16 protein-coding genes and 1 pseudogene are annotated in these 23,356 nt (G+C 69.9%); 12 read left to right on the forward strand and 5 right to left on the reverse strand.

The window, feature by feature from the left end; translation table 11 throughout:
- Positions 1-14: 14 nt before the first annotated feature.
- On the reverse strand, positions 15-1,028 hold the full coding sequence (locus tag LJ657_RS05720; protein ID WP_232647117.1) for a hydroxyacid dehydrogenase: 1,014 nt from the start codon (positions 1,026-1,028) through the stop codon (positions 15-17).
- 508 nt (positions 1,029-1,536) lie between these two features.
- Here LJ657_RS05720 and LJ657_RS05725 point away from each other — a divergent pair.
- From LJ657_RS05725 to LJ657_RS05755, 7 genes are all read left to right on the forward strand, one after another.
- Positions 1,537-2,886, forward strand: a complete 1,350-nt coding sequence (locus LJ657_RS05725) for an extracellular solute-binding protein (RefSeq protein ID WP_232647118.1) — start codon at positions 1,537-1,539, stop codon at positions 2,884-2,886.
- Positions 2,883-3,881, forward strand: coding sequence for a carbohydrate ABC transporter permease (locus LJ657_RS05730; protein WP_232647119.1), 999 nt, complete (start codon positions 2,883-2,885; stop codon positions 3,879-3,881). Before LJ657_RS05725 ends, LJ657_RS05730 begins: the two co-directional genes overlap by 4 nt.
- Positions 3,878-4,768 (forward strand): carbohydrate ABC transporter permease, encoded by an 891-nt coding sequence (locus LJ657_RS05735; RefSeq protein ID WP_372487810.1) that lies wholly within the window; start codon positions 3,878-3,880, stop codon positions 4,766-4,768. Before LJ657_RS05730 ends, LJ657_RS05735 begins: the two co-directional genes overlap by 4 nt.
- A 38-nt stretch (positions 4,769-4,806) precedes the next feature.
- A complete protein-coding gene (locus tag LJ657_RS05740; protein ID WP_232647120.1) occupies positions 4,807-6,336 on the forward strand; it encodes a glycosyl hydrolase family 28 protein in 1,530 nt (509 codons plus the stop codon).
- The gene (locus LJ657_RS05745; protein WP_232647121.1) at positions 6,333-9,668 is read left to right on the forward strand and encodes an alginate lyase family protein; all 3,336 of its coding nucleotides are present in this window, start codon (positions 6,333-6,335) and stop codon (positions 9,666-9,668) included. The genes LJ657_RS05740 and LJ657_RS05745 overlap by 4 nt, the downstream gene beginning before the upstream one ends.
- Positions 9,669-9,695: 27 nt before the next feature.
- Positions 9,696-10,955 carry an alginate lyase family protein gene (locus tag LJ657_RS05750; protein ID WP_232647122.1) on the forward strand — a complete coding sequence of 420 codons (1,260 nt, stop codon included), beginning with the start codon at positions 9,696-9,698 and terminating at the stop codon, positions 10,953-10,955.
- Between the two features lie 93 nt (positions 10,956-11,048).
- Positions 11,049-12,635, forward strand: coding sequence for a carboxylesterase/lipase family protein (locus LJ657_RS05755; RefSeq protein ID WP_232647123.1), 1,587 nt, complete (start codon positions 11,049-11,051; stop codon positions 12,633-12,635).
- Positions 12,636-12,825: 190 nt separating this feature from the next.
- On the opposite strand, the gene LJ657_RS05760 is transcribed toward LJ657_RS05755, so the two are convergent.
- Together LJ657_RS05760 and mmuM are read right to left on the reverse strand one after the other, a co-directional pair.
- Complete coding sequence (locus LJ657_RS05760) at positions 12,826-13,881, reverse strand: LacI family DNA-binding transcriptional regulator (RefSeq protein ID WP_232647124.1); 1,056 nt, start codon at positions 13,879-13,881, stop codon at positions 12,826-12,828.
- A 123-nt stretch (positions 13,882-14,004) separates the two neighbouring features.
- Positions 14,005-14,928 (reverse strand): homocysteine S-methyltransferase, encoded by a 924-nt coding sequence (mmuM, locus tag LJ657_RS05765; RefSeq protein WP_232647125.1) that lies wholly within the window; start codon positions 14,926-14,928, stop codon positions 14,005-14,007.
- A gap of 124 nt (positions 14,929-15,052) precedes the next feature.
- On the opposite strand from mmuM, the gene LJ657_RS05770 reads away from it, so the two are divergent.
- Positions 15,053-16,441: an amino acid permease gene (locus LJ657_RS05770; protein ID WP_232647126.1), complete on the forward strand. Its 1,389-nt coding sequence runs from the start codon at positions 15,053-15,055 to the stop codon at positions 16,439-16,441.
- A 16-nt stretch (positions 16,442-16,457) separates the two neighbouring features.
- On the opposite strand, the gene LJ657_RS05775 is transcribed toward LJ657_RS05770, so the two are convergent.
- Entirely contained in the window at positions 16,458-18,563 is a 2,106-nt protein-coding gene (locus tag LJ657_RS05775; protein ID WP_232647127.1) for an autotransporter, read from the reverse strand.
- A 188-nt stretch (positions 18,564-18,751) separates the two neighbouring features.
- Here LJ657_RS05775 and LJ657_RS05780 point away from each other — a divergent pair, with 188 nt between their 5' ends.
- The 3 genes and pseudogenes from LJ657_RS05780 to LJ657_RS05790 form a co-directional block, all read left to right on the forward strand.
- On the forward strand, positions 18,752-19,843 hold the full coding sequence (locus LJ657_RS05780; protein WP_232647128.1) for a glycoside hydrolase family 43 protein: 1,092 nt from the start codon (positions 18,752-18,754) through the stop codon (positions 19,841-19,843).
- A gap of 1 nt (position 19,844) precedes the next feature.
- The gene (locus tag LJ657_RS48895) at positions 19,845-19,976 is read left to right on the forward strand and encodes a hypothetical protein (protein WP_372487811.1); all 132 of its coding nucleotides are present in this window, start codon (positions 19,845-19,847) and stop codon (positions 19,974-19,976) included.
- A gap of 310 nt (positions 19,977-20,286) precedes the next feature.
- Positions 20,287-20,418: pseudogene (locus LJ657_RS05790) on the forward strand (RICIN domain-containing protein); the annotation flags it as partial.
- Between the two features lie 2 nt (positions 20,419-20,420).
- On the opposite strand, the gene LJ657_RS05795 reads toward LJ657_RS05790, so the two are convergent.
- Positions 20,421-22,097: a rhamnogalacturonan lyase B N-terminal domain-containing protein gene (locus LJ657_RS05795; RefSeq protein WP_232647129.1), complete on the reverse strand. Its 1,677-nt coding sequence runs from the start codon at positions 22,095-22,097 to the stop codon at positions 20,421-20,423.
- 207 nt (positions 22,098-22,304) lie between these two features.
- Between LJ657_RS05795 and LJ657_RS05800 the strand changes: the two genes are divergently transcribed.
- Complete coding sequence (locus tag LJ657_RS05800) at positions 22,305-23,348, forward strand: rhamnogalacturonan acetylesterase (protein ID WP_232647130.1); 1,044 nt, start codon at positions 22,305-22,307, stop codon at positions 23,346-23,348.
- Positions 23,349-23,356: the final 8 nt, after the last annotated feature.

Consider the following 23,356-nt stretch of genomic DNA (forward strand, 5'->3'; position numbering starts at 1 on the left):
GCGGGCACCGTCCCTCACGCGACCCGGGCCAGGTCCGAGTGCCGTACCTGGTGGGCCGGTGGCAGGCCCGCGACCAGGCGTTCCAGTTCCTCCACGACGATACGGCCGAGACGTTCCAGCTCGTTGCCGAGCGAGCCCGCGATATGCGGGGTGAGGAACACGTTGGGCAGGCGGTAGAGCGGTGATCCGGTGGGCAGCGGCTCCGGTTCGGTGACGTCGAGGACAGCGTGCAGCCGCCCGGAGACCAGCTCGTCGGTGAGTGCGTCGGGGTCGACCAGGGCGCCGCGCGAGGTGTTGATCAGGACGCCGCCGTCCCGGATGAGCGCGAGCCGGCCGGCGTCGAGCATGCGGTAGGTCTCGGGGATGTCGGGGGCGTGCAGCGACACGATGTCGCTGTTGCGCAACAGGTCCTCCAGCGACAGGAGTTCGGCACCCAGGGCGGCGGCGGTCGCGGGGCTGACGTAGGGGTCGTGCAGCAGCAGCGTGAAGTCGAACGGCCGCAGCAGCTCCAGCAGCCGGCGGCCCACGCGCGAGGCGCCGATGATCCCGATCCGGCGGCCGACGTTGCCGGTGTGCGCGGTCTCGGCGTCGGTCGGGTAGGCGTGGGTGGCACGGAAGCGCTCGCGGTGGGTGAAGGTGTCCTTCCCGGCGAGCAGGATCATCGCGAGGGTGTACTCGGCGACCGGCAGGGCGTTGCCGGTCACCGCGCTGGACACGGTGATCCCGCGCTCCCACAGGGCCTCGCCGACCAGCGAACGCACCGAGCCCGCGGCATGCAGGACGGTGCGCAGCCGGGGCGCCGCGGTGAGCACGCCGGCGTCGAGGCTCGGGCACCCCCACCCGGTGATCAGCACTTCCGCACGAGCGAGGGTCTCCGCGGCCGCCGGGTCGGCGAAGTCCCGTACGACGAAGCCGGGGTCGAGGTCGGACGCCTGCTTCAGCCGGGCCAGGAGCGGCGGGGGGAAGAGCAGCGGGAGGTGCACCGGATCCATCGCGAACACGGCCCTCGGCGGCTGGGGGTTGGGCATGGCTCTCCTGAACGCTGGACGACTTGGCTGGACGGATCAGAAACAGTTTCAGAAAGCGCCTTCTACCGTAGATCTGCGAGGAAGCGGCGGTCAATCGGTGGGAAGGGTGGCGTGCGGGCGGTCGTCTCTGTCCAGGTGCGGCCCTTGATTCTGCTCTGGTGCGAAATCGGTTACTGCGTTTTCCCGGGCGGGGTCGCGCTGCGGGCCCTGTTCGGCAACCGGTTGTGGTTCTGACCAGCACCGTAACCACTCGGACCCCCTGCGCCCGGCGGACCCACTGTTTTCGAAAGTCCGTCATGCCTCTTGACGTGCGGTGCTCTCCGACGGAAGCTCCGTGACACCGCGCAGCAACCGGTTCCCGAAACGCCGCCTCCGCCTCTCGTGCGACCTTCTCGCATTCGCACGTCGCCCTCATCCCTCGTCGCGTGCCCCGACTCCCGTCGTCCGTCTCGTCATCCATGTCGTCATCCGTCTCGTCCTCCGTCTCAGCGAAGAGAGTGGGTCGTTCATGCACTCCCAGGCCGGTGCTCCAGTGAGCCGCCGCCGCTTTGTCGCCCTCTCGGCAGCCGGTGCCGCGGCCGGCGCGGCCTCACTCAGCGGCTGTGCCCTGCAAGTGGCCGGTGCCGCGACCGGCGGCGGCGAGAGCATCACGATGATGGCCAAGCTCGACGACGTCTCCGCGGACCTGATCAGACAGGCCCAGAAGGAACTGGGCATCAAGATCACCGTGGTGCAGGACGACATCACGCGGCTGATCTCCATGCTCACCAGTGGCAACCCGCCGGATCTGGTGCGCGGCGTCGGCGCCCTCGACGCGCCGTACTTCGCGGCCCGGGGTGTGGCCGAGAACCTGGACCCGTACTTCGCCAGGTCCACCGTCCTCAAGGTCGACGACCTGGCCCCGGCCAACGACCTGTGGCGTTACGACGGCAGGACCCAGGGCAAGGGCCCGCGCTACGGCATGGCGAAGGACTTCTCCCAGGACGCGATGTTCTGGTACAACACCGCACTCTTCGACAAGGCGGGCGTCGACTACCCCTCCGAGACCGAGCCGATCACGTTCGAGGAGTGGCTGGACAGCGCCAGGCGTCTGGTCCAGCGCAAGAACGGCCAGACCACCGTCTACGGCGGCAGCTACAACGGTCTGGGTCTCGGCATCCTCTTCACCAACCTGACGGCCGCCGCCGGAGGAAGCCTCTTCAGCGAGGACTTCAGCCGCGTCGACTTCACCACCCCCGAGGCCCGCAGGGCCCTGACCTGGTATCTGGACTATGCCAGGACCAAGGTGGGGCCGAGCCTCATCCAGCCCAACCCCGACGCCTGGGACGGGCCCACCTACGTCGCCGACCGCATGGCCATGTCCGGCGCCGGCTACTGGCTCGGCGGAATGATCAATGCCGAGCCGAAGGTGGCGGAGGTGTCCCGCCTGGCCCCCGCCCCCGTCTTCCGGGGTGGTCCGCGGCTCAGCTCCTGCCAGGGCGCCACCGGCATGTGGATGCCGAAGAAGGCGCGCGACAAGGATGCCGCCTGGCGGGTCTTCGAGTGGTTCTTCGGCGAGGCGCCTGCCAAGGCGCGTGCGGAGGGCGGCTGGGGCATCCCGAGCCTGAAGTCGCTCCAGCCGCTGATGCCGCACAAGGAGGACTACCAGAAGCGCGTGCTCAAGGTGCAGGAGGCCGAGTTGAAGCACTTCTCGGTGACTCCCTTCACCCCCTACATCAAGTGGGACGCGCTCGAAGCCCTCATCAACCAGGTCATTCCGGCCGCGATGAACGGCCGGATCTCCGTGGACACCCTCGTGGGACGCCTCAACTCGGTCGTCAACGAGCAGATGAAGCGCGGTAAGGAGCAGGTGGGATGACAGTCGGCCAGATCTCCGAAACCGCGCAGCGGCCCCGGTCCGCCGCGCGCACCGGCTCCGCCCGTTCCACGGACCTGCCCCGCGGTTCCATGACGGCACGGCGGCACCGGGCGTTCTACATGTTCACCTCGCCCTGGATCACCGGGTTCCTGCTGCTGACCGTCGGCCCCATGGCGTACGCGCTGTGGCTGAGCTTCACCACCTTCGACGGCATCTCGCCGCACTGGCGCTACGTCGGGCTCGGCAACTACCGCGAGTTGCTGTCCGACCCGGTGACCTGGGACGCGCTGAGCCGCGCGGGCGTGTTCGCCATCACCTCCGTACCGCTGTCCATCATCGCGGGACTCGCCCTTGCGGTCCTGGTCAACCGCCCCATCAAGGCACGCGGGTTGTTCCGCACCCTGCTCTATCTGCCGGCCGTGGTGCCGCCGGTGGGCGCCGGGCTCATCTTCAAGCAGCTCTTCAACCGGGACTCGGGTGCCGCCAACGGCGTCCTGCACGTCGTCGGCATCAACGCCGTCGCCTGGCTCGACGACCCGTACGCCCGCTACGTGATCCTGATGGCGGTGCTGTGGGGCGCCGGAAACGTAATGATCATCTCGCTGGCCGGTCTGCAGGACGTGCCGCGCGAACTCCACGAGGCGGCCCGGATCGACGGTGCGAGTGCCTGGCGCACCTTCCGCAGCATCACGGTGCCGCTGCTCTCGCCGGTCCTGCTCTTCCAGGCCGTGACCGGGATGATCGCCTCGGTACAGACGATCATGCCGCTGCTCATCGCGCCCCTGCCGACCCCCGCCGGAGTCACCGCGATCCCGCAGACCAACTACATGTACATGATGCACGTGTTCGCGGAGTACTTCGCGCTCGGCCGCTACGGCTACGCCTCCGCGCTGCTGTGGGTGCTCTTCGTCCTGATCCTCATCGTGACCGGACTCATCTTCAAGGCCACGTCCGGCGTGGTGTTCTACAACGTCGATCCGGAGGCGAAGAAGTGACCGCCACCACCGTGACCCCGAAGGCGCCCGACGCCGTGACGCCGAAGACACCCGACCCCGCGGTCCGGGTGCGTGCGTCCCGCCTGGTCCTCTACACGGTCCTCGTCGTGATCACCGGCCTGATGCTGGGCCCCTTCGGCTGGCTGATCATCACCGGCCTGAAGACCACACCCGAACTGGCGGCCTCCCCGGTGCACTGGCTGCCCGACAGGATCCAGTGGCACAACTTCGCCGACGCGTTCACCAACATCGACTTCCTCGGCTACGCCCGCAACTCCCTGGTCATCTCGCTGATCTACGCCACCCTGGTCACCCTCAGCTCGGCCTGGGTCGGCTTCGGATTCGCCCGCCTCAACGCCCCCGGGAAGAAGCTCCTGTTCGGAGTGCTGCTCGGCTCGATGATGCTGCCGCAGATGATCACCCTTTTCCCGACCTACCTCATCTTCGCGAAGCTCGGCATGGTCGACACCTACTGGCCCTGGGTGCTGTGGGGGCTGGCGGCCGCCCCGTACCTGGTCTTCCTGTTCCGGCAGTTCTTCGCCGGGATGCCGCGGGAGCTGGAGGAGGCCGCCATCGTCGACGGCTGCGGCTACGGCGGGATCTTCTGGCGGATCTTCCTGCCGCAGTCCTGGCCGGTGCTGGCCGCGAGCTTCGTGATCGCCTTCACCTGGAGCTGGGGCGACTTCATCGCCCCCATGCTGCTCCTGTCCAGCGACCGCACCACGCTCTCCGTCGCCCTCATGACCTCGTACGTCACGCCCGGCGGACTGCCCGTGAACAACCTGCTGGCCGCGGGCTCGGTGATGTACGTGGTCCCGATCCTGCTGATCTTCCTCGTCGCCCAGCGCGGTTTCGTGACCGGGATGTCCACGACCGGCCTCAAGTGACGTCCCTCCCCGACCTGTTCCGCTGCAAGGAGTCGCACATGAACACGCCCCTTTCCCGTCGCACCGCGCTCCAATCGGCCGGTGCCACCGTCCTCGCCGCCGGCCTCACCACCCTGACGGCCACCGCGGCCCGTGCCGACGGTGCGAGCGGCAACTCCGCGCCGAAGCTGGTCACTTATCCCCGCCCGGCCACCATGCCGACCAACACCAGCTTCAAGGCGCGGGTGCGCACCGCTCCCGACGGCGAGTGGCAGACGCTCGACATCTACCGGCCGCAGCTGGAGGAGATCAACGCCACCACCGGCTCCGGCAAGGTCTACAACACCTCGATGGTGTACTTCGACTTCCAGGGCTCCGTCGAGATCGAGGTGACGTACCTCAAGGGCGGCACCACCAAGGCGCGGGTGAGACCGGACTCGCTCGGTATCAAGCCCGAACTCGGCGGTGACACGCTGGTGTTCACGCTCGACGAGCCGAAGGACCTCGTCGTCCAGATCAACGACGAGATCTTCGACTGTCTGCACGTCATCACCAACCACATATGCCCCGACCCGCCCTCGGCGGACGACCCGGACGTCATCTACTTCGGCCCCGGCGTGCACACCGTCACCGGCAACGTCCTCACCGTCCCCAGCGGCAAGACCGTCTACCTCGCGGGCGGCGCCGTCCTCCAGGCGCAGGTGTTCTTCAAGAACGTGGAGAAGGCGGCGCTCACGGGGCACGGCATGATCAACGGCGGCGCGGGCGCGATCCTCTGCGAGGGCAGCAAGAACATCCGCGTCGAGGACGTCATCATCATGAACCCGAACGGCTACGCGGGCACGTTCGGCATGAGCGAGAACGTCCACGTCAAGAAGGCGCGTTCGTTCAGCTCGAAGGGCAATGGAGACGGTTTCGACGTCTTCTCCTCGACCGGGATCGTCTTCGACGGCTGCTTCATGCGCAACTCCGACGACTGCTTCGCCATCTACTGCCACCGCTGGGACTACTACGGCGACACCCGCGACATCACCATCCAGAACTGCACCCTGTGGGCCGACGTCGCGCACCCGATCAACGTCGGCACGCACGGCAACACCGACAACCCCGAGACACTCGAGAACCTGGTCATCAGGAACATCGACGTGCTCGACCACCGCGAGCCCCAGATGAACTACCAGGGCTGTATCGCCCTCAACCCCGGTGACTCCAACCTCATCAAGAACGTGCGGATCGAGGACGTGCGCATCGAGGACTTCCGCTGGGGCCAGGTCATCTACATGAAGGTGATGTTCAACCCGAAGTACAACACCTCGGTCGGCCGCGGCATCCAGGACGTCTACGTCAAGAACCTCAGCTATACCGGCACCCGCGCCGAGCCGTCGCTCTTCCTGGGCTACGATGCCGGACACGCCATCGACAACGTCACCTTCGAGAACCTGGTGATCAACGGCCTGGTCGTCGCCGACTCGATGAAGAAGCCGGCCTGGTACTACACCACCGACGAGATCCAGTGGTTCTACAACGAGCACGTGACGAACCTGAAGTTCCTCACGACCGCCGAGGCCGAGGCGGCCGCCGCGTCATGATCACTCCCGCGACCAGCCGCCGGAACTTTCTCGGCGGCGCGGCGGCCCTGCTGCTGGCATCGGGCACGAGCGGACTGCTCGTTCCCGGCGTCGCCCGGGCCGCCGCCCAGAACGACACCGGCACAAGGACCTTCACCCACCCCGGCCTGCTGCACACCACCGACGACCTGGCCCGGATGAAATCCGCCGTCGCCGCCAAGCAATCCCCCGTCTACGACGGCTACCTGGCGTTCGCGGCGCACGCACGCTCCTCGGCCTCGTACACCGTCCAGAACACGGGCCAGATCACCTCCTGGGGCCGCGGTCCCACCAACTTCCAGAACCAGGCCGTCGCCGACTCGGCCGCCGCCTACCAGAACGCCCTCATGTGGGCCGTCACCGGCAACCGGGCCAACGCCGACAAGGCCCGCGACATCCTGGGCGCCTGGTCGGCGTCCCTCACGGCGATCACCGGCGCGGACGGTCCGCTCGGCGCCGGGCTCCAGGCCTTCAAGTTCGTCAACGCGGCCGAGCTCCTGCGCCACACCGGCTACGACGGCTGGTCCGACGCGGACATCGCCCGCTGCGAACGCTCCTTCCTCGACGTCTGGTATCCGGCCGTGTCCGGCTACATGCTCTACGCCAACGGCAACTGGGACCTGACCGCCTTGCAGACCATCCTCGCCATCGGCGTGTTCTGCGAGGAGCCCGTGCTCTTCGAGGACGCCCTGCGCTTCGCCGCGGCCGGGGCGGGCAACGGCAGCATCCCGCACCGCATCGTCACCGACGCCGGCCAGGGCCAGGAGGCCGGCCGCGACCAGGGCCACGAACAGCTCGCCGTCGGTCTGACCGGCGACATCGCCCAGGTCGCCTGGAACCAGGGCATCGACCTCTGGGGCTTCGAGGACAACCGCATCCTCGCCGACTTCGAGTACGCCGCCCGCTACAACCTCGGCGGCGACGTGCCCTTCGCCCCCGACCTCGACCGCACCGGCAAGTACATCAAGAAGACGGTCTCCGCGACCGCCCGCGGCAACCTGCCGCCGATCTACGAGATGGCGTACGCCCACTACGCCGGCGTCCGGGGCCTCGACACCCCGTACACCAAGGCCGCCGTCTTCCGCGGCTCCGGCGGCGCCCGCGTCGTCGAGGGCAGCAACGACGACCTGCCCAGCTGGGGCACCTTCGCCTACGCGGGCGCTGCGGCCACTGCGGCGACGGTGCCGACGGCTCCGGCCGGTGTGACCGCGGTCGGCGACGGCAGGTCCGTCACCGTGAGCTGGCTGCCGTCCGCGGGGGCGAGCACATACGGCGTCCGCCGCGCGACCAAGCCCGAGGGCCCGTACGAGGAGATCGCCACGGGCCTCGACAAGCCGATGTACAGCGACACCGGCGCCCGCCCGGGACGGACGTACCACTACAGGGTCATCGCCGCCAACTTCCAAGGAAGCAGCGGCAATTCACGCACTGCTTGCGCAGTCGCCGGCCTTCCTTCCCCCTGGTCCACCCAGGACCTCGGCGATGTGAAGATCCCCGGTGCGGCTGCCTTCGACGGTGAGCGCTTCGTGCTGGAGGCGAGCGGCACCGCCGACACCTACCGTTTCGCGCACCTGCCGCTGCCCGGTGACGGCATGGTCACCGCACGGATCGTCTGGCCGCTCAGCTCGCAGTACTCCAAGATCGGCGTCACCCTGCGCGACTCGCTCGACGCGGACGCGGCGCATGCCGCCATATTGATCCAGGGGCTGCCACTGCACACCTGGAGCGGTGTGTGGAGCGTACGGCCGTCGGCGGGAGCGGACATCTCCGCCACCGGCAGCACACCCGTGCCCCCCACCCAGCAGGACGCCATCACCACCAACGCGGCCTTCCCGATCTCCAGCCTCGGCACCCTCCCCGAGTCCGCGACCCCGCTGGAGGCCCCGTACGTCGAGGGCGCGGGCGACGGCTACCGGCTGCGGAAGCCGTACTGGGTGCGGGTGACGCGCAGGGGCCGCCGATGCACCGGTGCGATCTCCCCGGACGGCATCCGCTGGACCGAAGTAGGCACCACCGAGGTGGAGTTGGGGCACACCGCGTACGCCGGTCTCGTCCTCACCTCCTGCCTCGGCGTCGACGAGGAGTACGCCGAGACCGGCACCGGAGCCTTCGACAACGTCACCGTCACCTCGGCCTCGGGCGAGGTGTGGTCGGTGTCCCGCCCGGCCGGCGCCGCCACCGGCCTCACGGCGACGGCCGGCGCGGACGCCGTGGAGCTGGCCTGGACCGACCCGGACCTCTCCGCCCGCTACAAGGTGCTGCGCTCCACCGCCGCCGACGGCCCGTACCAGGCCATCGCCACCGGCATCGGCCCCGTCGGCTTCGGCGCCCGCATCCAGTACGCCGACGCCACCGGCACGCCCGGCACGACGTACCACTACGTCGTCGCGAAGACCAACGCCGGTGGCCGGGGCCCGCTCTCGGAGCCGGCGGCGGCCCCCATGCCGGTCCCGGTCACGCCCCAACTCATCTCCTCCACAACGGTGTTCGCGAACAAGGGCGTCCCCTTCCGGCACCTCCTGCGGGCCTCGCACGAGCCCACGCGCTTCACCGCGGACGGCCTCCCCGACGGCCTGCGCGTCGACCGACGCACCGGTCTGGTCTGCGGAACCCCCAACGGGACCGGCGAGTTCACGATCACCACCACCGCGGGCAACGCCGCCGGCGACGGCACCGCCCCCCTCGCCCTCACGGTCGGCACACCCCCACCCGGCCCGTGGACCTACGGCGACCTCGGCGACGTGATCCTCGACGACCGTGCCTACGGGACGTTCGGCGTGGTCGCGATCCGCACGCCGGGCAGCACCTCGTACGACGGCGGGACCTTCACGGTCCGCGGCGCGGGCGTCGACCTGACCGTCAACAACCAGGGAATGACAGGGCAGTTCGTACGACAGCCCGTCACCGGCGACTGCACTCTCACCGCCCGGCTGGCCTCCCGCAGCGGAGCCACCGCCGACCGGGTGGGCCTGCTGATGGCCAAGTCGCTGTCACCGTTCGACCAGGCCGCCGGAGTGATCGTCACCGGCGGCACCTCCGCGCAGCTGATGCTGCGAAAGACCGTGGCCGGTGCCTCCGCGTTCTCCGGCACCGCGACCGTGCAACTGCCCGTGCTGCTGCGGCTGAAGCGCGCCGGGACCGCCTTCGCCGCAGCGGTTTCCACCGATGACGGCGCCACCTGGACCGCCCTCGCCTCCGGCGAGATCCCCGGCTTCGGCGACGCCCCCTTCCACGTGGGCCTGGTGGTCTGCTCGCGCAGCCCCCTGACCCTCGGCACCTCCCAGTTCGAAGAGGTGAGCGTCACCCCCGACTGATCCCCCCACGGATTGGAGTCGCAGAAGATGAGCCGCATTTCCCCCCACCGAAGCCCTGAAGAGGGCGAGTTGAGCCGCCGCGGTCTGCTGAGCACCGCGGGCGGTCTCACCGCCGCACTCGCCCTCGGGGGCTCCGCCGCCGCCCTGGCGGGCACCACCGCCAGCGCGGCCCCCTCGACCTTCACCCACCCCGGCATGCTCCACAACGCCGGCGACATCAACCGCGCCAAGGTCAAGGTCGCCGCGAAGGCCGACCCCTGGCTGTCCGGCTGGAACAGGCTGACCGCCAACTCCCACTCGCAGTCCACCTGGACGCCCAACCCGCAGGCCACCATCATCCGCGGTGGCACGGGTGAGAACTACGGGATCCTCTACAACGACATCGCCGCCGCCTACCAGAACGCCCTGCGCTGGGCGGTGGGCGGCACGACCGCCAACGGTGACACCGCCGTCAAGATCCTCAACGCCTGGTCGTCCAAACTGACCACCCTCACCGGCAACGCCGACCGGTTCCTCGCCGCCGGCATCTACGGCTGGGAGTTCTGCCAGGCCGCCGAACTCATGCGCGGCTACGCCGGCTTCGACCTCGCCGCCTTCAAGAAGATGATGGTCAACGTCTTCTACCCGCTCAACAACCAGTTCCTCACCCAGCACAACGGCGCCTGCATCACCAACTACTGGGCCAACTGGGACCTGTGCAACATGGCCTCGATCATGGCCATCGGGATCCTCACCGACAACGCGGCCAAGTACGACCAGGCGGTCACCTACTTCAAGTCCGGCGCCGGCAACGGCTCCATCGCGCACGCGGTCCCGTACCTGTACACCGACTCCGACGGCTACGCCCTCGGCCAGTGGCAGGAGTCCGGCCGCGACCAGGGCCACACCCTCATGGGCATGGGCCAGATGGGCGTGATCTGCGAGATGGCCTGGAACCAGGGCGACGACCTGTACTCGTACGACAGCCGCCGCTTCATGAAGGCAGCCCAGTACGTCGCCAAGTACAACATCGGCCAGAACGTCCCCTACACCACCTACACCTGGGGCACCGGCACCAACTGCAGCCAGCAGTCGCAGACGGTGATCAGCTCCGGGTCCCGCGGCCAGATCCGTCCGGTGTGGGCCATGCTCCACTTCCACTACAACCGGCGCCTGCTCCTCGACGACAAGTACATCTCGGCCATGTACTACAACCTCGTCGCCCCCGAAGGCGGAGGAGGTGACTACGGCTCCACCAGCGGCGGCTACGACCAGCTCGGCTTCGGCACCCTGATGTACGCCAAGTAGCCGCCGAATCGCGCTCTGCACCGGAATACCGGGGCGATCTGTGGTGCTCTGTTGTTACCGGTGCAGTGGCGCGGTGAGGAGGCTGGTGGTCGTATGACGGCAGCAGTCCAGGCAGAGCCGGTGGTGAGCACGACGTACGGGGCCGTACGAGGCCGGTACGAGCAGGGGATCGCGGTGTTCCGGGGTGTTCCGTACGCCGCACCTCCCTTCGGACCCCGCCGGTTCCGGCCGCCCGTGCCACCCGAGACCTGGGACGGCGTGCGCGACGCGGGTACCTTCGGGCCGACGCCGCCGAAACCGCCGTACTCCGAGGCCTTCGAGAAGTACCTGTCCGACCCCGTCGTCCGCGGTGACGACTGCCTCAATCTGAACGTGTGGACACCGGAGCCGGGCCCCGGAGCCCGGCTCCCGGTTCTGGTGTGGCTGCACGGCGGCGCCCTGACCAGGGGCTCCTCCGCCGTGCCGGTGTACGACGGGCGCAGCTTCGCCCGGGACGGCGTCGTCTTCGTCTCGGCCAACTACCGACTCGGAGTCGAGGGCTACGGACTGTTCCCGGACGCCCCCGCCAACCCCGGCCTGCGCGACCAGCTCGCCGCCCTGCAGTGGGTGCACGAGTCGATCGCGGCCTTCGGCGGCGACCCCGACCGGATCACCCTGGCCGGCCAGTCGGCGGGGGCGATCAGCATCGGCGCCCTGATCGCGGCCCCGCAGGCGCAGGGGCTGGTACGGCGGGCGGTCCTGCAGAGCGGGCCGCCCGAGGCGTTCGAACGGGCCAAGGTACGGCGCATGGTGCGCCGCATGGCCACCCGGCTGAAGATCCCCGCCACCGCCGCGGCCTTCGCCGACGTCGACCGCGAGCTGCTCCTTCGCACCCAGGCCGACGTGGGCAGACTCAGCAGCCCCGTGCTCGGCGGCCCCTCCTTCGGCATCGTCATCGACGGCGACCTCGTGCCGCGCGACCCGCTGGAGGCGCTCGTCGACGGCGACGCGGCACGGGGCGTCGACCTGATGATGGGCTGGACCAGCGACGAATACCGCCTCTGGCTGGTCCCCGGCGGCCTCCTGGAACGCGTCGATCACCTGGGCGCGGTCGCCCTCGCCGGCGCCATGGCCCGCTGCCACTGCGGCACCGAGGTGCCGCGCGGCTACCGCACCCTGCACACCGAGGCCGGCACCGCCGAGATCGTCGGCCAGATGGTCACCGACCACCTGCTGCGCCTGCCGCTGCACCGCCTGGCCGACTCCCGCCCCGACTCCTCGTACGTCTACGAGTTCGCCTGGCCGTCCAGCCTCCCGGACCTGGGCGCCTGCCACGCCCTGGAGCTCGGCTTCGTCTTCGACACCGGAGACGTACCGGAATCCCGCAAGCTGGCCGGCGAGGGCGCGCCGCAGGAACTCGCCGACGCCATGCACGCGGCCTGGGTGCGGTTCGCGACGGTCGGGGACCCCGGCTGGGAGCGCTGGGACGAGACGCATCCGGTGCGGATCTTCGACGCGGGCGAGCCCCGCACCGCCCACGGCCCGCGGGACGCCGAGCTGGCGCTGTGGGCCGCCGACGCCCTCAGGAGCAGGGAATCCGCCCTTGCGTCGGCCCCGGCGGGCGGCTCGCCGTCCCGCAACATGGAACTGCGTTCCGTCGTGCGGCGGCTGCGGCTGCCCGGCTCGGTCCGTCGGCAGTGACCACCGGGGCGGGGTCGGCTGTGGTCGCGCCGCCACCGTGTCGTGCACCGCCCACGGCCCGTGGGAGGCCGCCGAGCTGGCGCTGTGCGCTGCCTACGCCAGGGCCGGGGAATCCAGCCTCGCGTCGACCCCGGTGGGCGGCTGCGGCTGCCCGGCTCGGTCCGTCGGCATGACCGCCGGGGCGGGGCGGCTACGGTCGCGCCGCCGCCACCGAGTCCCGCACCACCACGTGCGTCCCCAGCAGCAGATGCTCGTCCGGAGCCTCCGCGGTGCGGCTCAGGGCGGTACGGACGGCGAGCCGGCCCAGTTCCTCGTACGGGACGTGCACCGTGGTCAGGGCGGGGTGCAGGTCGCGGGCGAACGGGATGTCGTCGTAGCCGGCCAGGGAGACATCGCCCGGGACGTCCAGGCCCGCCTCGTGCAGAGCGGTCAGGGCGCCGGCCGCGACCATGTCGGTGGCGGCGACCACGGCCGTGAACTCCAGGCCCTCCTTGAGTGCTTCGCGCATCAGACGGTGGCCCGCGTCGCGGGTGAAGTCGCCGTGCCGGAGCAGTGCCGGGTCGGGCTCCAGTCCGCGGGCGCGATGAGCGGCGAGATAGCCGCGCTCACGCCCTTGGGCCGTCGTGTGGTCCGGTTTCCCTCCCAGGAACAGAACGCGCTCGTGGCCCTGGGCCAGCACGTGGGCGACCAGGGCGTAGGCGCCGCCCTCGTTGTCGTACTCGATGACCGTGACGGGCGCGTCGGGCCCGAGCGGCGGCCGTCCGCACAGCACCAGCCGTGACCCCGCCGACGCCAGCGAGTCGGCCATACGACGGGTGCGCTCGCGGTACTCGGCCGTGTCCGCGGCGCCGCCCACCAGGATCACGGCGGCGGCGCGCTGGGCCCGCATCATCTCCACGAACTCCAGTTCGTGCCGCACGTCCCCCTCCGTGCCGCACACCAGGCACAGATGGCCGAGCCGGGTCGCCTCGCGCTCCACGCCGTACGCCATGTGCGCGAACGAAGGGCCGGTGATGTCCTCCAGCACGAAGGCAAGCGTGGGCGTCCCGACCCCGGCGACCGCCTTGGCCCGCGCGTCGGCGACGTAGTCCATCTCCCGCACGGCCCGCATCACCCGCGAACGCGTCGCCGCACTCACCGGATACACCCCGCCGAGCACCCGCGACACCGTCGACGCGGACACCCCCGCCCGGGCCGCCACATCCCGGATCGTGCTCCGCCCGACGTCCTCGCTCTTCCTGGTCATCGGCAACCGGTTCCCATGGGCTGAGGTTAGCGCCCTGAAGGGGCGCGGGGAACTGCGCGAACCACCACGACGAAGCCGCAGCCGCGAGACACCAGAACCCCTGTGGCGAAAAGGCGAACCTGCTCAGCCGCGCAACGCCCCGGCAATCCCCGCGATGGCCTCCGGCCCCACCCGGCAGCACCCACCGATCAGACGCGCCCCGGACGCCCGCCACCCCGTCACCTGCTCGGAGGTGAAGGAGGAGCGCCCCGCCCAGGCGCGAGCCTCCGCATCCCAGGCCTCCCCACTGTTGGGGTAGACGACGACAGGCTTGCCGGTCACACCGGCGGCAGTCCGTACCGCACCGTCCACGTCCTCCGGCGCACAGCAGTTGACGCCGACGGCGATCACCTCGTCCACGTCGGCCGCCAGGGCAAAGGCCTCCTCCAACGGCTGGCCGGCCCGCGTCCGCCCTCCGGCGACCGAGTAGGAGAGCCACACAGGCACCCCCAGCCCGCGGACCCCCCGCAGCAGTGCCGCCGCCTCGTCGGAATCGGGCACCGTCTCCAGCGCCAGCACGTCGGGACCGGCGGCGGCCAGCACCTCCAGCCGGGGACGGTGGAAGCGCTCCAGTTCGTCGACGCTCAGCCCGTACCGCCCCCGGTACTCGGAGCCGTCCGCGAGCATCGCCCCGTAGGGGCCGACGGACGCGGCCACCCACAGCGACCGCGCGACCCCCTTCGCCTGCGCCTGCCCCGCCGCGTCGCGCGCCAACTCCACGCTCAGGGAGAGCAGTTCGGCGGCCTTCTCGTGCCCGATGCCGCGCTGGGCGAAGCCCTCGAACGTGGCCTGGTAGCTCGACGTGATCGCCACGTCCGCGCCCGCCTCGAAGTACGCGAGGTGCGCCTCGGTGATCGCCTCGGGCCGCTCGGCGAGCAGCCGCGCCGACCACAGCTCGTCGCTCAGGTCGTGCCCCGCGGACTCGAGCTGGTTGGACATGCCGCCGTCGAGTACGACGGTTCCGGCGGCGAGGGCCCGGGCGAGGGAGGAAGAGGTGTCGCTGGTCATGGGACGACGCTAGCCGAAGGGGTGGGCGACGGACGTTCATGTCCATCACATGAACAGATCGCCCAGCATGTGGGACGCCGGGTTACGATCACGCACCCCCGCTCCCCACCGCACGGAAAGCACCATGACTGCCCCCAGCCCCACCGAGGCCACCGCACCGGAGCCGGCCGCCACCCCCGCCCCCCGCCGCACCTTCGGCCTGGCCGCGGCCACCGCGCTCGTGATGGGCAACATCATCGGCGGCGGCATCTTCGCGCTGCCGGCCACCGTCGCCCCGTACGGCACGGTGAGTCTGCTCGCGTTCGTCGTGCTGTCGGTCGCCGCGGTGCTGCTCGCCCTGCTCTTCGGGAAGCTGGCCCGGCGCAGCCCGGTCACCGGCGGGCTGTACGTGTACCCGCGCGACGCGTTCGGCCCGTTCGCCGGGTTCCTGTCGGCCTGGTCGTACTGGACGATGTGCTGGGTCAGCATCGCCGCGCTCGCCGTCGCGGTCGTCGGCTACGTCGACGTCCTGATCCCCCTGCACGGCAACCACGCCCTCGAAGCGGTCGTGGCCCTTGCCGCGCTGTGGCTCCCGGCGGCCGCGAACTTCGCCGGGACCCGCTGGGTCGGCGTGGTCCAGGTGGTGTCGACGATCCTGAAGTTCGTGCCGCTGCTCCTCGTCTCCACGATCGGGCTCTTCTTCGTCGACGCGGACAACTTCGGCCCGTTCAACGCCTCCGGAGGCAGCACCCCCGGCGCGGTCGCCGCCGCGGCCGCCCTGCTCCTCTACAGCTTCCTCGGCGTCGAGTCGGCCGCGGTCAGCGCGGGCGAGGTCGAGAACCCGGAGCGCAACGTGGGCCGCGCGAGCGTCCTCGGCACCCTGGGCTCCGCCCTCGTCTACCTCCTCGGCACGGTCGCCGTCTTCGGTCTCGTCCCGCACGACAAACTGGTGAACTCCGGCGCCCCCTTCGCCGACGCGGTGAACGCGATCACCGGCGGCTCCTGGGGCGGCACGGCCATCGCCCTGGTCGCCGTCGCCTCGATCACGGGCTGCCTCAACGGCTGGATCCTGATGGCCGCGCAGATGCCGTACGCCGCCGCCCGCGACGGCCTCTTCCCGGCGCCGTTCGCCAAGGTCGGCAAGGGCGGGGTGCCCGGCTTCGGGGTCTGGGCCGTCGCCGTCCTCGGCACGCTCCTGATCGCCCTGAACTACACGGCGGGCCCGGACACCACCTTCCGCGTCCTCGTCCTGATCACGACGTTCACCGGCTGCGTGCCCTACCTTCTGTCGGCTGCCGCGCAGCTGTACTGGCTGGCCCAGGGCACCCGCGAGCGGGTCCGCCCGGCAGGCCTCGTTCGCGATCTGATCGTCGCCGCTCTGTCCTTCGCGTTCTCCTTCTGGCTGATCGCGGGCGCCGGCTACGCGGCCGTCTACCAGGGCGTGCTGTTCCTTTTCGCGGGGATTCCGGTGTACGTGTGGCTACAGGGGCGGAAGCGGGAACCGGCGGGGGAGACGTCCACGCTGTCCGGGTGAGGCGGTGAAGCGGCGGCTAACCGTGCGCCGCATGCCGTCCGCCCCTGCGCTGCCCACCACGCCCGCGCTTGACCGCGGGCACCGCGAGCCCGACGAGCAGCCCCGCCGCCAGCACGTACGGCCACCAACCGAGGCCGCTGCTGCTCGCGCTGTTCGCGGTGCCTGCTGCCGCCCCGCCGGACGCTGCGCTGTCCGGGTGGTCGGCGGCCGGGGAGGGGCTCCCGCCGGTCGCGGTCAGGGTGACGTCATTGCCGTCGCCGCCGCGGTAACTGATCCGGTACGTGATGTCCGCGAGCTTCAGCTGTGTGCCCTCCTTGAGCCCCCTGAAGGCGCCGGTGGTCTTCGACTTCCCCGAATGCTCGATGACGGTGATCGCACGGGCCGGCTTCGCCCCGGCGGCCGCCAGGTCGAGGTCTCCGGCCAGTCGGACCGACGATCCCGTCACCTTCAACGGCTGGGCGCCCAGGACGAGTTCGCCCTTCGCGCTCTGCCTGTAGCTCCCGGCGACCGTGACCCCACCCGCCACGACACCGTCGTTGGTCACCGACCCCTTCACGGTGCCCTTGCCGGTCAGCGTGGTGGCCACGCGCAGTCCGGACGGTCCGGCGTCGAGCCGCGAGCCCGTCGAACCGAGTCTGATCGCCCTGCTGTGGACGAGGTTCGCGCCGGAGCGCAGCGCCAGGGTGCCCTTCTCGACCGTCGTCGTGCCGGTGTACGTCACCCCGCTTCCCGTCAGGGTCGCCGTGGCGGCCCCGGTCTGAGTCAGCGACCCGCTGCCGCTGATCCGGGACAGGGCCAGGGGCTTGCCCGTGTTGTTCAGCACCAGCGAGCCGTTGTCGACCACCTTGTAGAGGTCACCGTTGGTGTAGAGCCCGCCGTCCCCGCCCTGCTTGCCGCTGCCCAGTCGCAGCACCGCGCCCTTCTCGACCGTCGTCGAGCCGTTGTAGTACTGGACGGCGGCGAAGGTCACGTCGTTGCCCTTCGTCCCCTTGATGACGATGTCCCCGGCGCCGGGTGCGGCCAGCGTGTCGTGGAACCTGCCGCCGCCGATGGGGGCGCCCAGCGTCACCGGCCCGTCGTAGTCGAACGTGAGCAGCGAACGGGAGCGCGCCGCAAGCAGGTTGATGTAAACGGTCTCTGCCGTGCCCGGCATGAAGATCTTGTCGGTCGTGCCGTCGCCCCACTGGACGTTCGCGCCCTTGATGTTGGTGCCGCGCTTGTTGACGTTCTTGTGCGCGGGCGTCCAGTTCAGGGAAGGGTCGCTGAGCGAGGGGTTGGTGTCGCCGCCCTGGTTCGACCAGCTGTACTGACCGGTCAGGACCACCTTGCTGCCGGGCCGGGACTGGACGTTGATGTCACTGCCGTACTCGCGCTGGTAGAAGTCCATGCCCATGGTGACGGTCTGACCGAGAGGCGTGTCCACGGTCCAGGTGCCCTGGTTGAGGACCTTGCGCATGTTCGGCAGCGAGGTGGCGAACTCCGGCGCGCCGGCGTTGAGCTGCGTGCCGTTGTCGATCACCCCCGAGAAGGAGTGGGTGCCCGACAGGGCCCAGCTGCCCCAGAGGAAGCGCGGCTGCGTGATCAGACCGGAGCCGCTGATCGTGCCCAGGTTGTAGGCGCTCGTCAGCGACAGTCGCAGCGTGCCGTCGACCCGGATGTTGTCCTGGTTGAGCCGGAACCCCGGGGTGTTGTACGGGAAGTGCCCGAGCAGCCCCGTCGTCCCGCCGTTGCCGTACTGCAGGGTCGCGCCCCGCTCGACGGTGATCGCGGGCGGGTCGGCGTCGGCCGTGGTGACGTACGGGTGGTTGCCGCCCTGCGTCTTCACCACCTGATGCTGCCGTGACGCGGGCAGGGTGAAGTCGCTGTCCTTGGTGAGGACCAGCGTTCCGCCGCCGCGCACGGTCAGCGTGCCCTCACCGCGGAACACCCCGTCGTACGTCGTCGTCCCGGACGGCACGGTGACCACGGTGTCGCCGGTGAGCGTCACGTCCCGGTCGGCGAGCACGTCGGCGGTGACGTCACGGGTACCGGCGGCCGCCGCGGGAGGAGCGGTGGAGAGCAGGGCGGCGACCGCCGCGAGAGCTCCGGCGACGGCTGCTGTCTGATGGGTATGGCTGCGCACGTCAGAGGAGACGGGCCGGAGGGCCGCCGATAACAGAAAAAACCGCGCTACGGCGGAAATCGCGAAAGCGCTCTCTGTCAGTCCCGTCAGACCCGTTGACCTCCTCGTTCCACACCCTTACCTTTTCGGCGTTCGTAATGACAGATGGTGTTCGCTACCTCGAACGTCCCCCGCCGAGAGGCAGCCGTATGAGCCGCAACAACGACCTGCCCCAAGTCCCCAGCCGTCGCCTGATGCTGAAGGGAGCCGCCCTCGCCGCGGGCGCCCTGGCGGCCACCCCCGCCACCGTGGCCACCGCCGCGCCGGCCTCGAAGGCGGCCCCGTTCGTGAACCCCCTCGTGCGTCAGCGCGCCGACCCGTACATCCACCGCCACGCCGACGGCCACTACTACTTCACGGCAACCGTGCCCGAGTACGACCGCATCATCCTGCGCCGCTCCCGCACCCTGAACGGCCTGGCGACCGCAGCCGAGTCAGTCATCTGGGCCAAGCACGCCACGGGCGTGATGGGCGCGCACATCTGGGCGCCGGAGATCCACCGCATCGGCGGCAAGTGGTACATCTACTTCGCCTCCGCGCCCGCCGAGAGCGTCTGGGACATCCGCATCTGGGTCCTGGAGAACGCCCACCCCGATCCCTTCAAGGGGACTTGGGTGGAGAAGGGCCAGGTGAAGACCGCCTGGGAGACCTTCTCCCTGGACGCCACCACCTTCAGCCACCGCGGCACCCGCTATCTCGTCTGGGCCCAGCACGAGCCCGGCATGGACAACAACACCGCCCTGTGGCTGTCGAAGATGGCGAACCCGTGGACCCTGACGGGCCCCCAAGTCCGGCTCTCCACCCCCGAGTTCGACTGGGAGACCATCGGCTACAAGGTCAACGAGGGCCCCGCGGTCCTCGCCCGCAACGGCCGCCTCTTCCTGTCCTACTCGGCCAGCGCCACCGACTACCACTACTGCATGGGCCTGCTGACCGTCGACGCGAACGCCGACCTGATGGACCCCGCCAACTGGTCCAAGTCGCCGGTCCCCGTCTTCACCAGCAACGACACCACCGAGCAGTACGGCCCCGGCCACAACTGCTTCACGGTCGCCGAGGACGGCCGCAGCGACGTCCTCGTCTACCACGCCCGCCAGTACAAGGAGATCACCGGCGACCCCCTGAACGACCCCAACCGCCACACCCGGGTCCAGAAGCTGGGCTGGCACCCGGACGGCACCCCCCACTTCGGCATCCCCGTGGCGGACACGGCCGCCGGCTCCGCAAAGGAGAGTGTCTGAGATGCGACGCGCGTACGCGGTACTGCTCGCCCTCTGCCTTGCCCTGTTCGGTGCCCTCGCGACAGCCGGCCCGGCGCAGGCGGCCGCCCAGACCGTCCCCAACGGCGTCCAGTTCACCGCTCCACCGACCTGACGAACTGGGAGTTCCGGAACTACGTCACCGAGTCGTCCGCCTCCGAGCTGAACACCGCCTACATCGAGCGGCCCAAGGTCATCCGGAAACGTGCCGTGCCGCGAACCTGGCCCGCGTGTTCTTCGACCGCGCACATCATCGATCGGTATCACACGTCCGAGTGATCGCTGCCGTCCGAGCGATTACTCCCGGCCACCGGCCACCACTCCCTCAACTGAGAGTCGCCACACCTGCCTGAGGTCGGCCCCCAGCGCCGCCTGGCCCGACACGCCAAATCGCCCTGGCGGCGATCCGGCCATCCCTGCCCTGCTACGTCAACATCGTGTCCCGCGCGAGCGGCGAGTGCCTGGACGTGTCCGGCGCGTCCACCGCCAACTCCGCCGCGATCATCACCTACACCTGCAACGGAGCGACCAACCAGCAGTGGACGCACGGGACCTGACGTCAGCTCAGCAGGTCGATGGCGTCGATCGAAGTTCCGGCGCTCAGGAAGGACGTCGACCCCGAACCGCTCGCCACATAGATCTTCAGCGTGTTGTAGGCGCCGGTGTCCGTCAGCCAGGCGGACGCCGGCACGCTGTAGGTGAACGTGTAGTTGTTGCCCCGGTACGAGCCCACGGTCAGCGACCGGGTGCTCGGCTGGCTGGGCGGCGAGGGGATCGACGACGTCCAGTCGTTGACGCTGATCTGCGGACGGCCGTTGGCGTAGGCCGTCGTCACACCGATGCGCAGGGTGTGCGCGGCGGCGGCCTGCGCGGCCGTCAGCTTGAAGTAGACGATGATGCCGCTGTTGACGTCCTTCCAGAGGTAGCAGGGGAAGGCGGAGGTCTCGGTGCCGCTGCCGATGACGACGTTGCCGGTCCAGGACGCCGCCCGGCTGTCGGAGGGGTGCGCGTACGTCATCAGGTCCGCGTTCTTGAACCCGCTCGGCGAGCCGTTCCAGTCGCCGATGCGCCAGATCGCGCTCGCGTTGCCCGGGTCGTTGGAGGACGGGATCGCGATGGAGTTGAGCGTGGTCGTGCCGCCCGCGGTGACCGTCACCGAGCCGGAGTAGACGGCCAGTTCACCCTTGAAGACGGTCAGGGTGTACGTCCCCGGCAGCACCCCCGGGATGGCGAAGTAGCCGTCCGAGGGACGGGCCGAACCCCAGTACTGCGCGGCCGGGTTGGCGAGCCCGACGGTGTACGGGAACGCCGTGTTCCGTCCGGTGATGCCGACGCCGGCGACCTTGCCGCGCCCGCTCGCCGCGACGTATCCCGAGATGCCGAGCGAGTCCGCCCAGGAGGTCGTGAGGTTGGCGTGGTACAGCGCGGAGGACGGCGCGCCGCCGTCCGTGAAGGCGATGACGTACGGGCCCTGGAGGCCGAAGCGCTGGGCCTCCGTCTGGTTCTCGCCGTAGTAGAGGATCTCGTACAGGCCGCCGCCGTCGGCGCTCTGGTGGCGCAGCAGGGAGCGGTAGAAGGGGCCGCCGGAGGCCTTCTCGTGGTTGGAGCGGACCACGTACAGGCCGACGCTCCCCGTCGACCAGCCGATGTAGTCGTAGTCGATGACCCTGCGCTTCGAGTAGTGCTTGGAGCGGGTCTGACCGTCGGACTTCTCGAACACGTCCGAGGCCTCGACGGTGGTCGGCGCGTACGTGTAGGAGTCGGGCTCGTCGTTGAGGAACATGCCCGCCTTGACGCGCACGATGTAGCGGGTCGCGCTGACCGAGTCGTCGGCCTTGTTGGTCCACAGGTAGACGTTGTTCTCGCCGCTGCGGGCCGCGTAGTAGTGCTTGAGCGTGCCGTATGCGACGGAGATCAGGATCGTCGAGCCGGACTGCTTGACCGTCACCGTGGAGGTGCCCAGGCCGGACTCGATGTGCGAGTTCTTGCCGCCGTAGCCCTGGTACTCGGTGCCCTTGTAGACCAGCGAGGTCAGGTCGCCGTTGGTCTTGCTGACCTTGAAGACCAGGCTGGCGCCGGTGTCGACGACGTAGTTCGACCCGTCGTCGGAGTAGCCGAAGCCCGCGGCCGACGCCGGGGCGGCGAGCGGCCCGGCGAGGGCGGCCGTCCCGGCGGCAGCGGCGGAACCGAGGACGAAGGTACGGCGGCCGACCGGTCTGTTCGCGGTCTCGGACATGGGGGGTGCCTCCTCCGGAAGCCGTGTGGGGGTGGTGCGAGTGGTTGTGAGGGTGACAGTTGAATCGATTTCGCGAAAGGGCTTTCACATGCGTGAAGTTGGCAATCTTGTGAAATCGGTCCAGAGGCTAGAAAGCGCTTGCGGAGAGCGATACGGTCCCTGCCGCCAGGCCTTGTCGTCCGGTCGTTTCCTCGGAGGGATGCGCGAATGAGACGTTTCAACCTCGCCCTGCTGGCAGCGCTGACACTCAGCGCCGGTCTGACGGCCGCACCGGCCCAGGCCCACGAGGGGCACCGCCCCCTCGGCATCGAGAACTGCACCGCCGACGCCTGCCACTTCGACGTCCCGCCCGGCACGTACGACGTGAAGGTCCTCCTCGGCGGCGAGGCCGCGTCGAGTACCGCCGTCAGCGGCGAGACCCGGCGTTCCCTGCTTCCCGAGACACCCGCGGCGGCCGGCGAGCGGGTCGCCCGCAGCTTCACGGTGAACGTGCGCACGCCGGAGGGCGAGCCGACGGGACCGGTCGGAACCCCGGGTCTGGATCTGGTGATCGGCGGCTCGGCCCCCGCGCTCGCGGACATCCGCGTCACTCCCGCCCGGCACGCCCGCCAGATCCTCCTGGTCGGCGACTCCACGGTCTGCGACCAGCCTGGCGCCCCGTACTCCGGCTGGGGCCAGCAGCTGCCGCAGTACCTCCGCAGGGGCCTGTCCGTCGCCAACTACGCGGACTCCGGCGAGAGTACGGTGACGTATCTGCAGAACCCGCAGCTCTGGGCCACCGTCCAGCCGCTGATCCGCCCCGGCGACCTGGTCCTGATCCAGCTGGCCCACAATGACAAGACCACCGACGAGGCGACGTACCGGGCCAACTTGGAGACACTGGTGGCAGGCGTACGGGAGAAGGGCGGCGAACCAGTGCTGGTGACCCCCATCGTGCGGCGCTGGTTCAATGCGGACGGCACCCTGAACAACAACACCGCACTGCTGGTCAACAGCCTCGGAGTGGACCATCCTGCTGTCATCCGCTCGGTCGCCGCGGCGCAGCACGTGCCGCTGGTCGACCTGACGGCCAGGACGAAGGCGCTGGTGGAGTCCCTGGGCGTGGAGGGCTCCAAGGCGATCTATCTCTACAACGAGAAGAAGGACAACACCCACACCTCCGTCCACGGCGCCACGGTGTACGCGGCACTTGTCCGCGACGCACTTGTCGCCCAGCATCTGGTGCCGGAGGGTCTGGTGCGGGTGGGATGAACTCCTGG

The sequence above is a fragment of the Streptomyces guryensis genome (assembly GCF_021261325.1).
Classification (GTDB): domain Bacteria; phylum Actinomycetota; class Actinomycetes; order Streptomycetales; family Streptomycetaceae; genus Streptomyces; species Streptomyces guryensis.

Bases quoted from the DNA above. Each gene is read 5' to 3' on its own strand.
- LJ657_RS05720 (WP_232647117.1), bottom strand. From the start codon at position 1,028: ATGCCCAACCCCCAGCCGCCGAGGGCCGTGTTCGCGATGGATCCGGTG.
- LJ657_RS05725 (WP_232647118.1), top strand. From the start codon at position 1,537: ATGCACTCCCAGGCCGGTGCTCCAGTGAGCCGCCGCCGCTTTGTCGCC.
- LJ657_RS05730 (WP_232647119.1), top strand. From the start codon at position 2,883: ATGACAGTCGGCCAGATCTCCGAAACCGCGCAGCGGCCCCGGTCCGCC.
- LJ657_RS05740 (WP_232647120.1), top strand. From the start codon at position 4,807: ATGAACACGCCCCTTTCCCGTCGCACCGCGCTCCAATCGGCCGGTGCC.
- LJ657_RS05745 (WP_232647121.1), top strand. From the start codon at position 6,333: ATGATCACTCCCGCGACCAGCCGCCGGAACTTTCTCGGCGGCGCGGCG.
- LJ657_RS05750 (WP_232647122.1), top strand. From the start codon at position 9,696: ATGAGCCGCATTTCCCCCCACCGAAGCCCTGAAGAGGGCGAGTTGAGC.
- LJ657_RS05755 (WP_232647123.1), top strand. From the start codon at position 11,049: ATGACGGCAGCAGTCCAGGCAGAGCCGGTGGTGAGCACGACGTACGGG.
- LJ657_RS05760 (WP_232647124.1), bottom strand. From the start codon at position 13,881: ATGACCAGGAAGAGCGAGGACGTCGGGCGGAGCACGATCCGGGATGTG.
- mmuM (WP_232647125.1), bottom strand. From the start codon at position 14,928: ATGACCAGCGACACCTCTTCCTCCCTCGCCCGGGCCCTCGCCGCCGGA.
- LJ657_RS05770 (WP_232647126.1), top strand. From the start codon at position 15,053: ATGACTGCCCCCAGCCCCACCGAGGCCACCGCACCGGAGCCGGCCGCC.
- LJ657_RS05780 (WP_232647128.1), top strand. From the start codon at position 18,752: ATGAGCCGCAACAACGACCTGCCCCAAGTCCCCAGCCGTCGCCTGATG.
- LJ657_RS48895 (WP_372487811.1), top strand. From the start codon at position 19,845: ATGCGACGCGCGTACGCGGTACTGCTCGCCCTCTGCCTTGCCCTGTTC.
- LJ657_RS05795 (WP_232647129.1), bottom strand. From the start codon at position 22,097: ATGTCCGAGACCGCGAACAGACCGGTCGGCCGCCGTACCTTCGTCCTC.
- LJ657_RS05800 (WP_232647130.1), top strand. From the start codon at position 22,305: ATGAGACGTTTCAACCTCGCCCTGCTGGCAGCGCTGACACTCAGCGCC.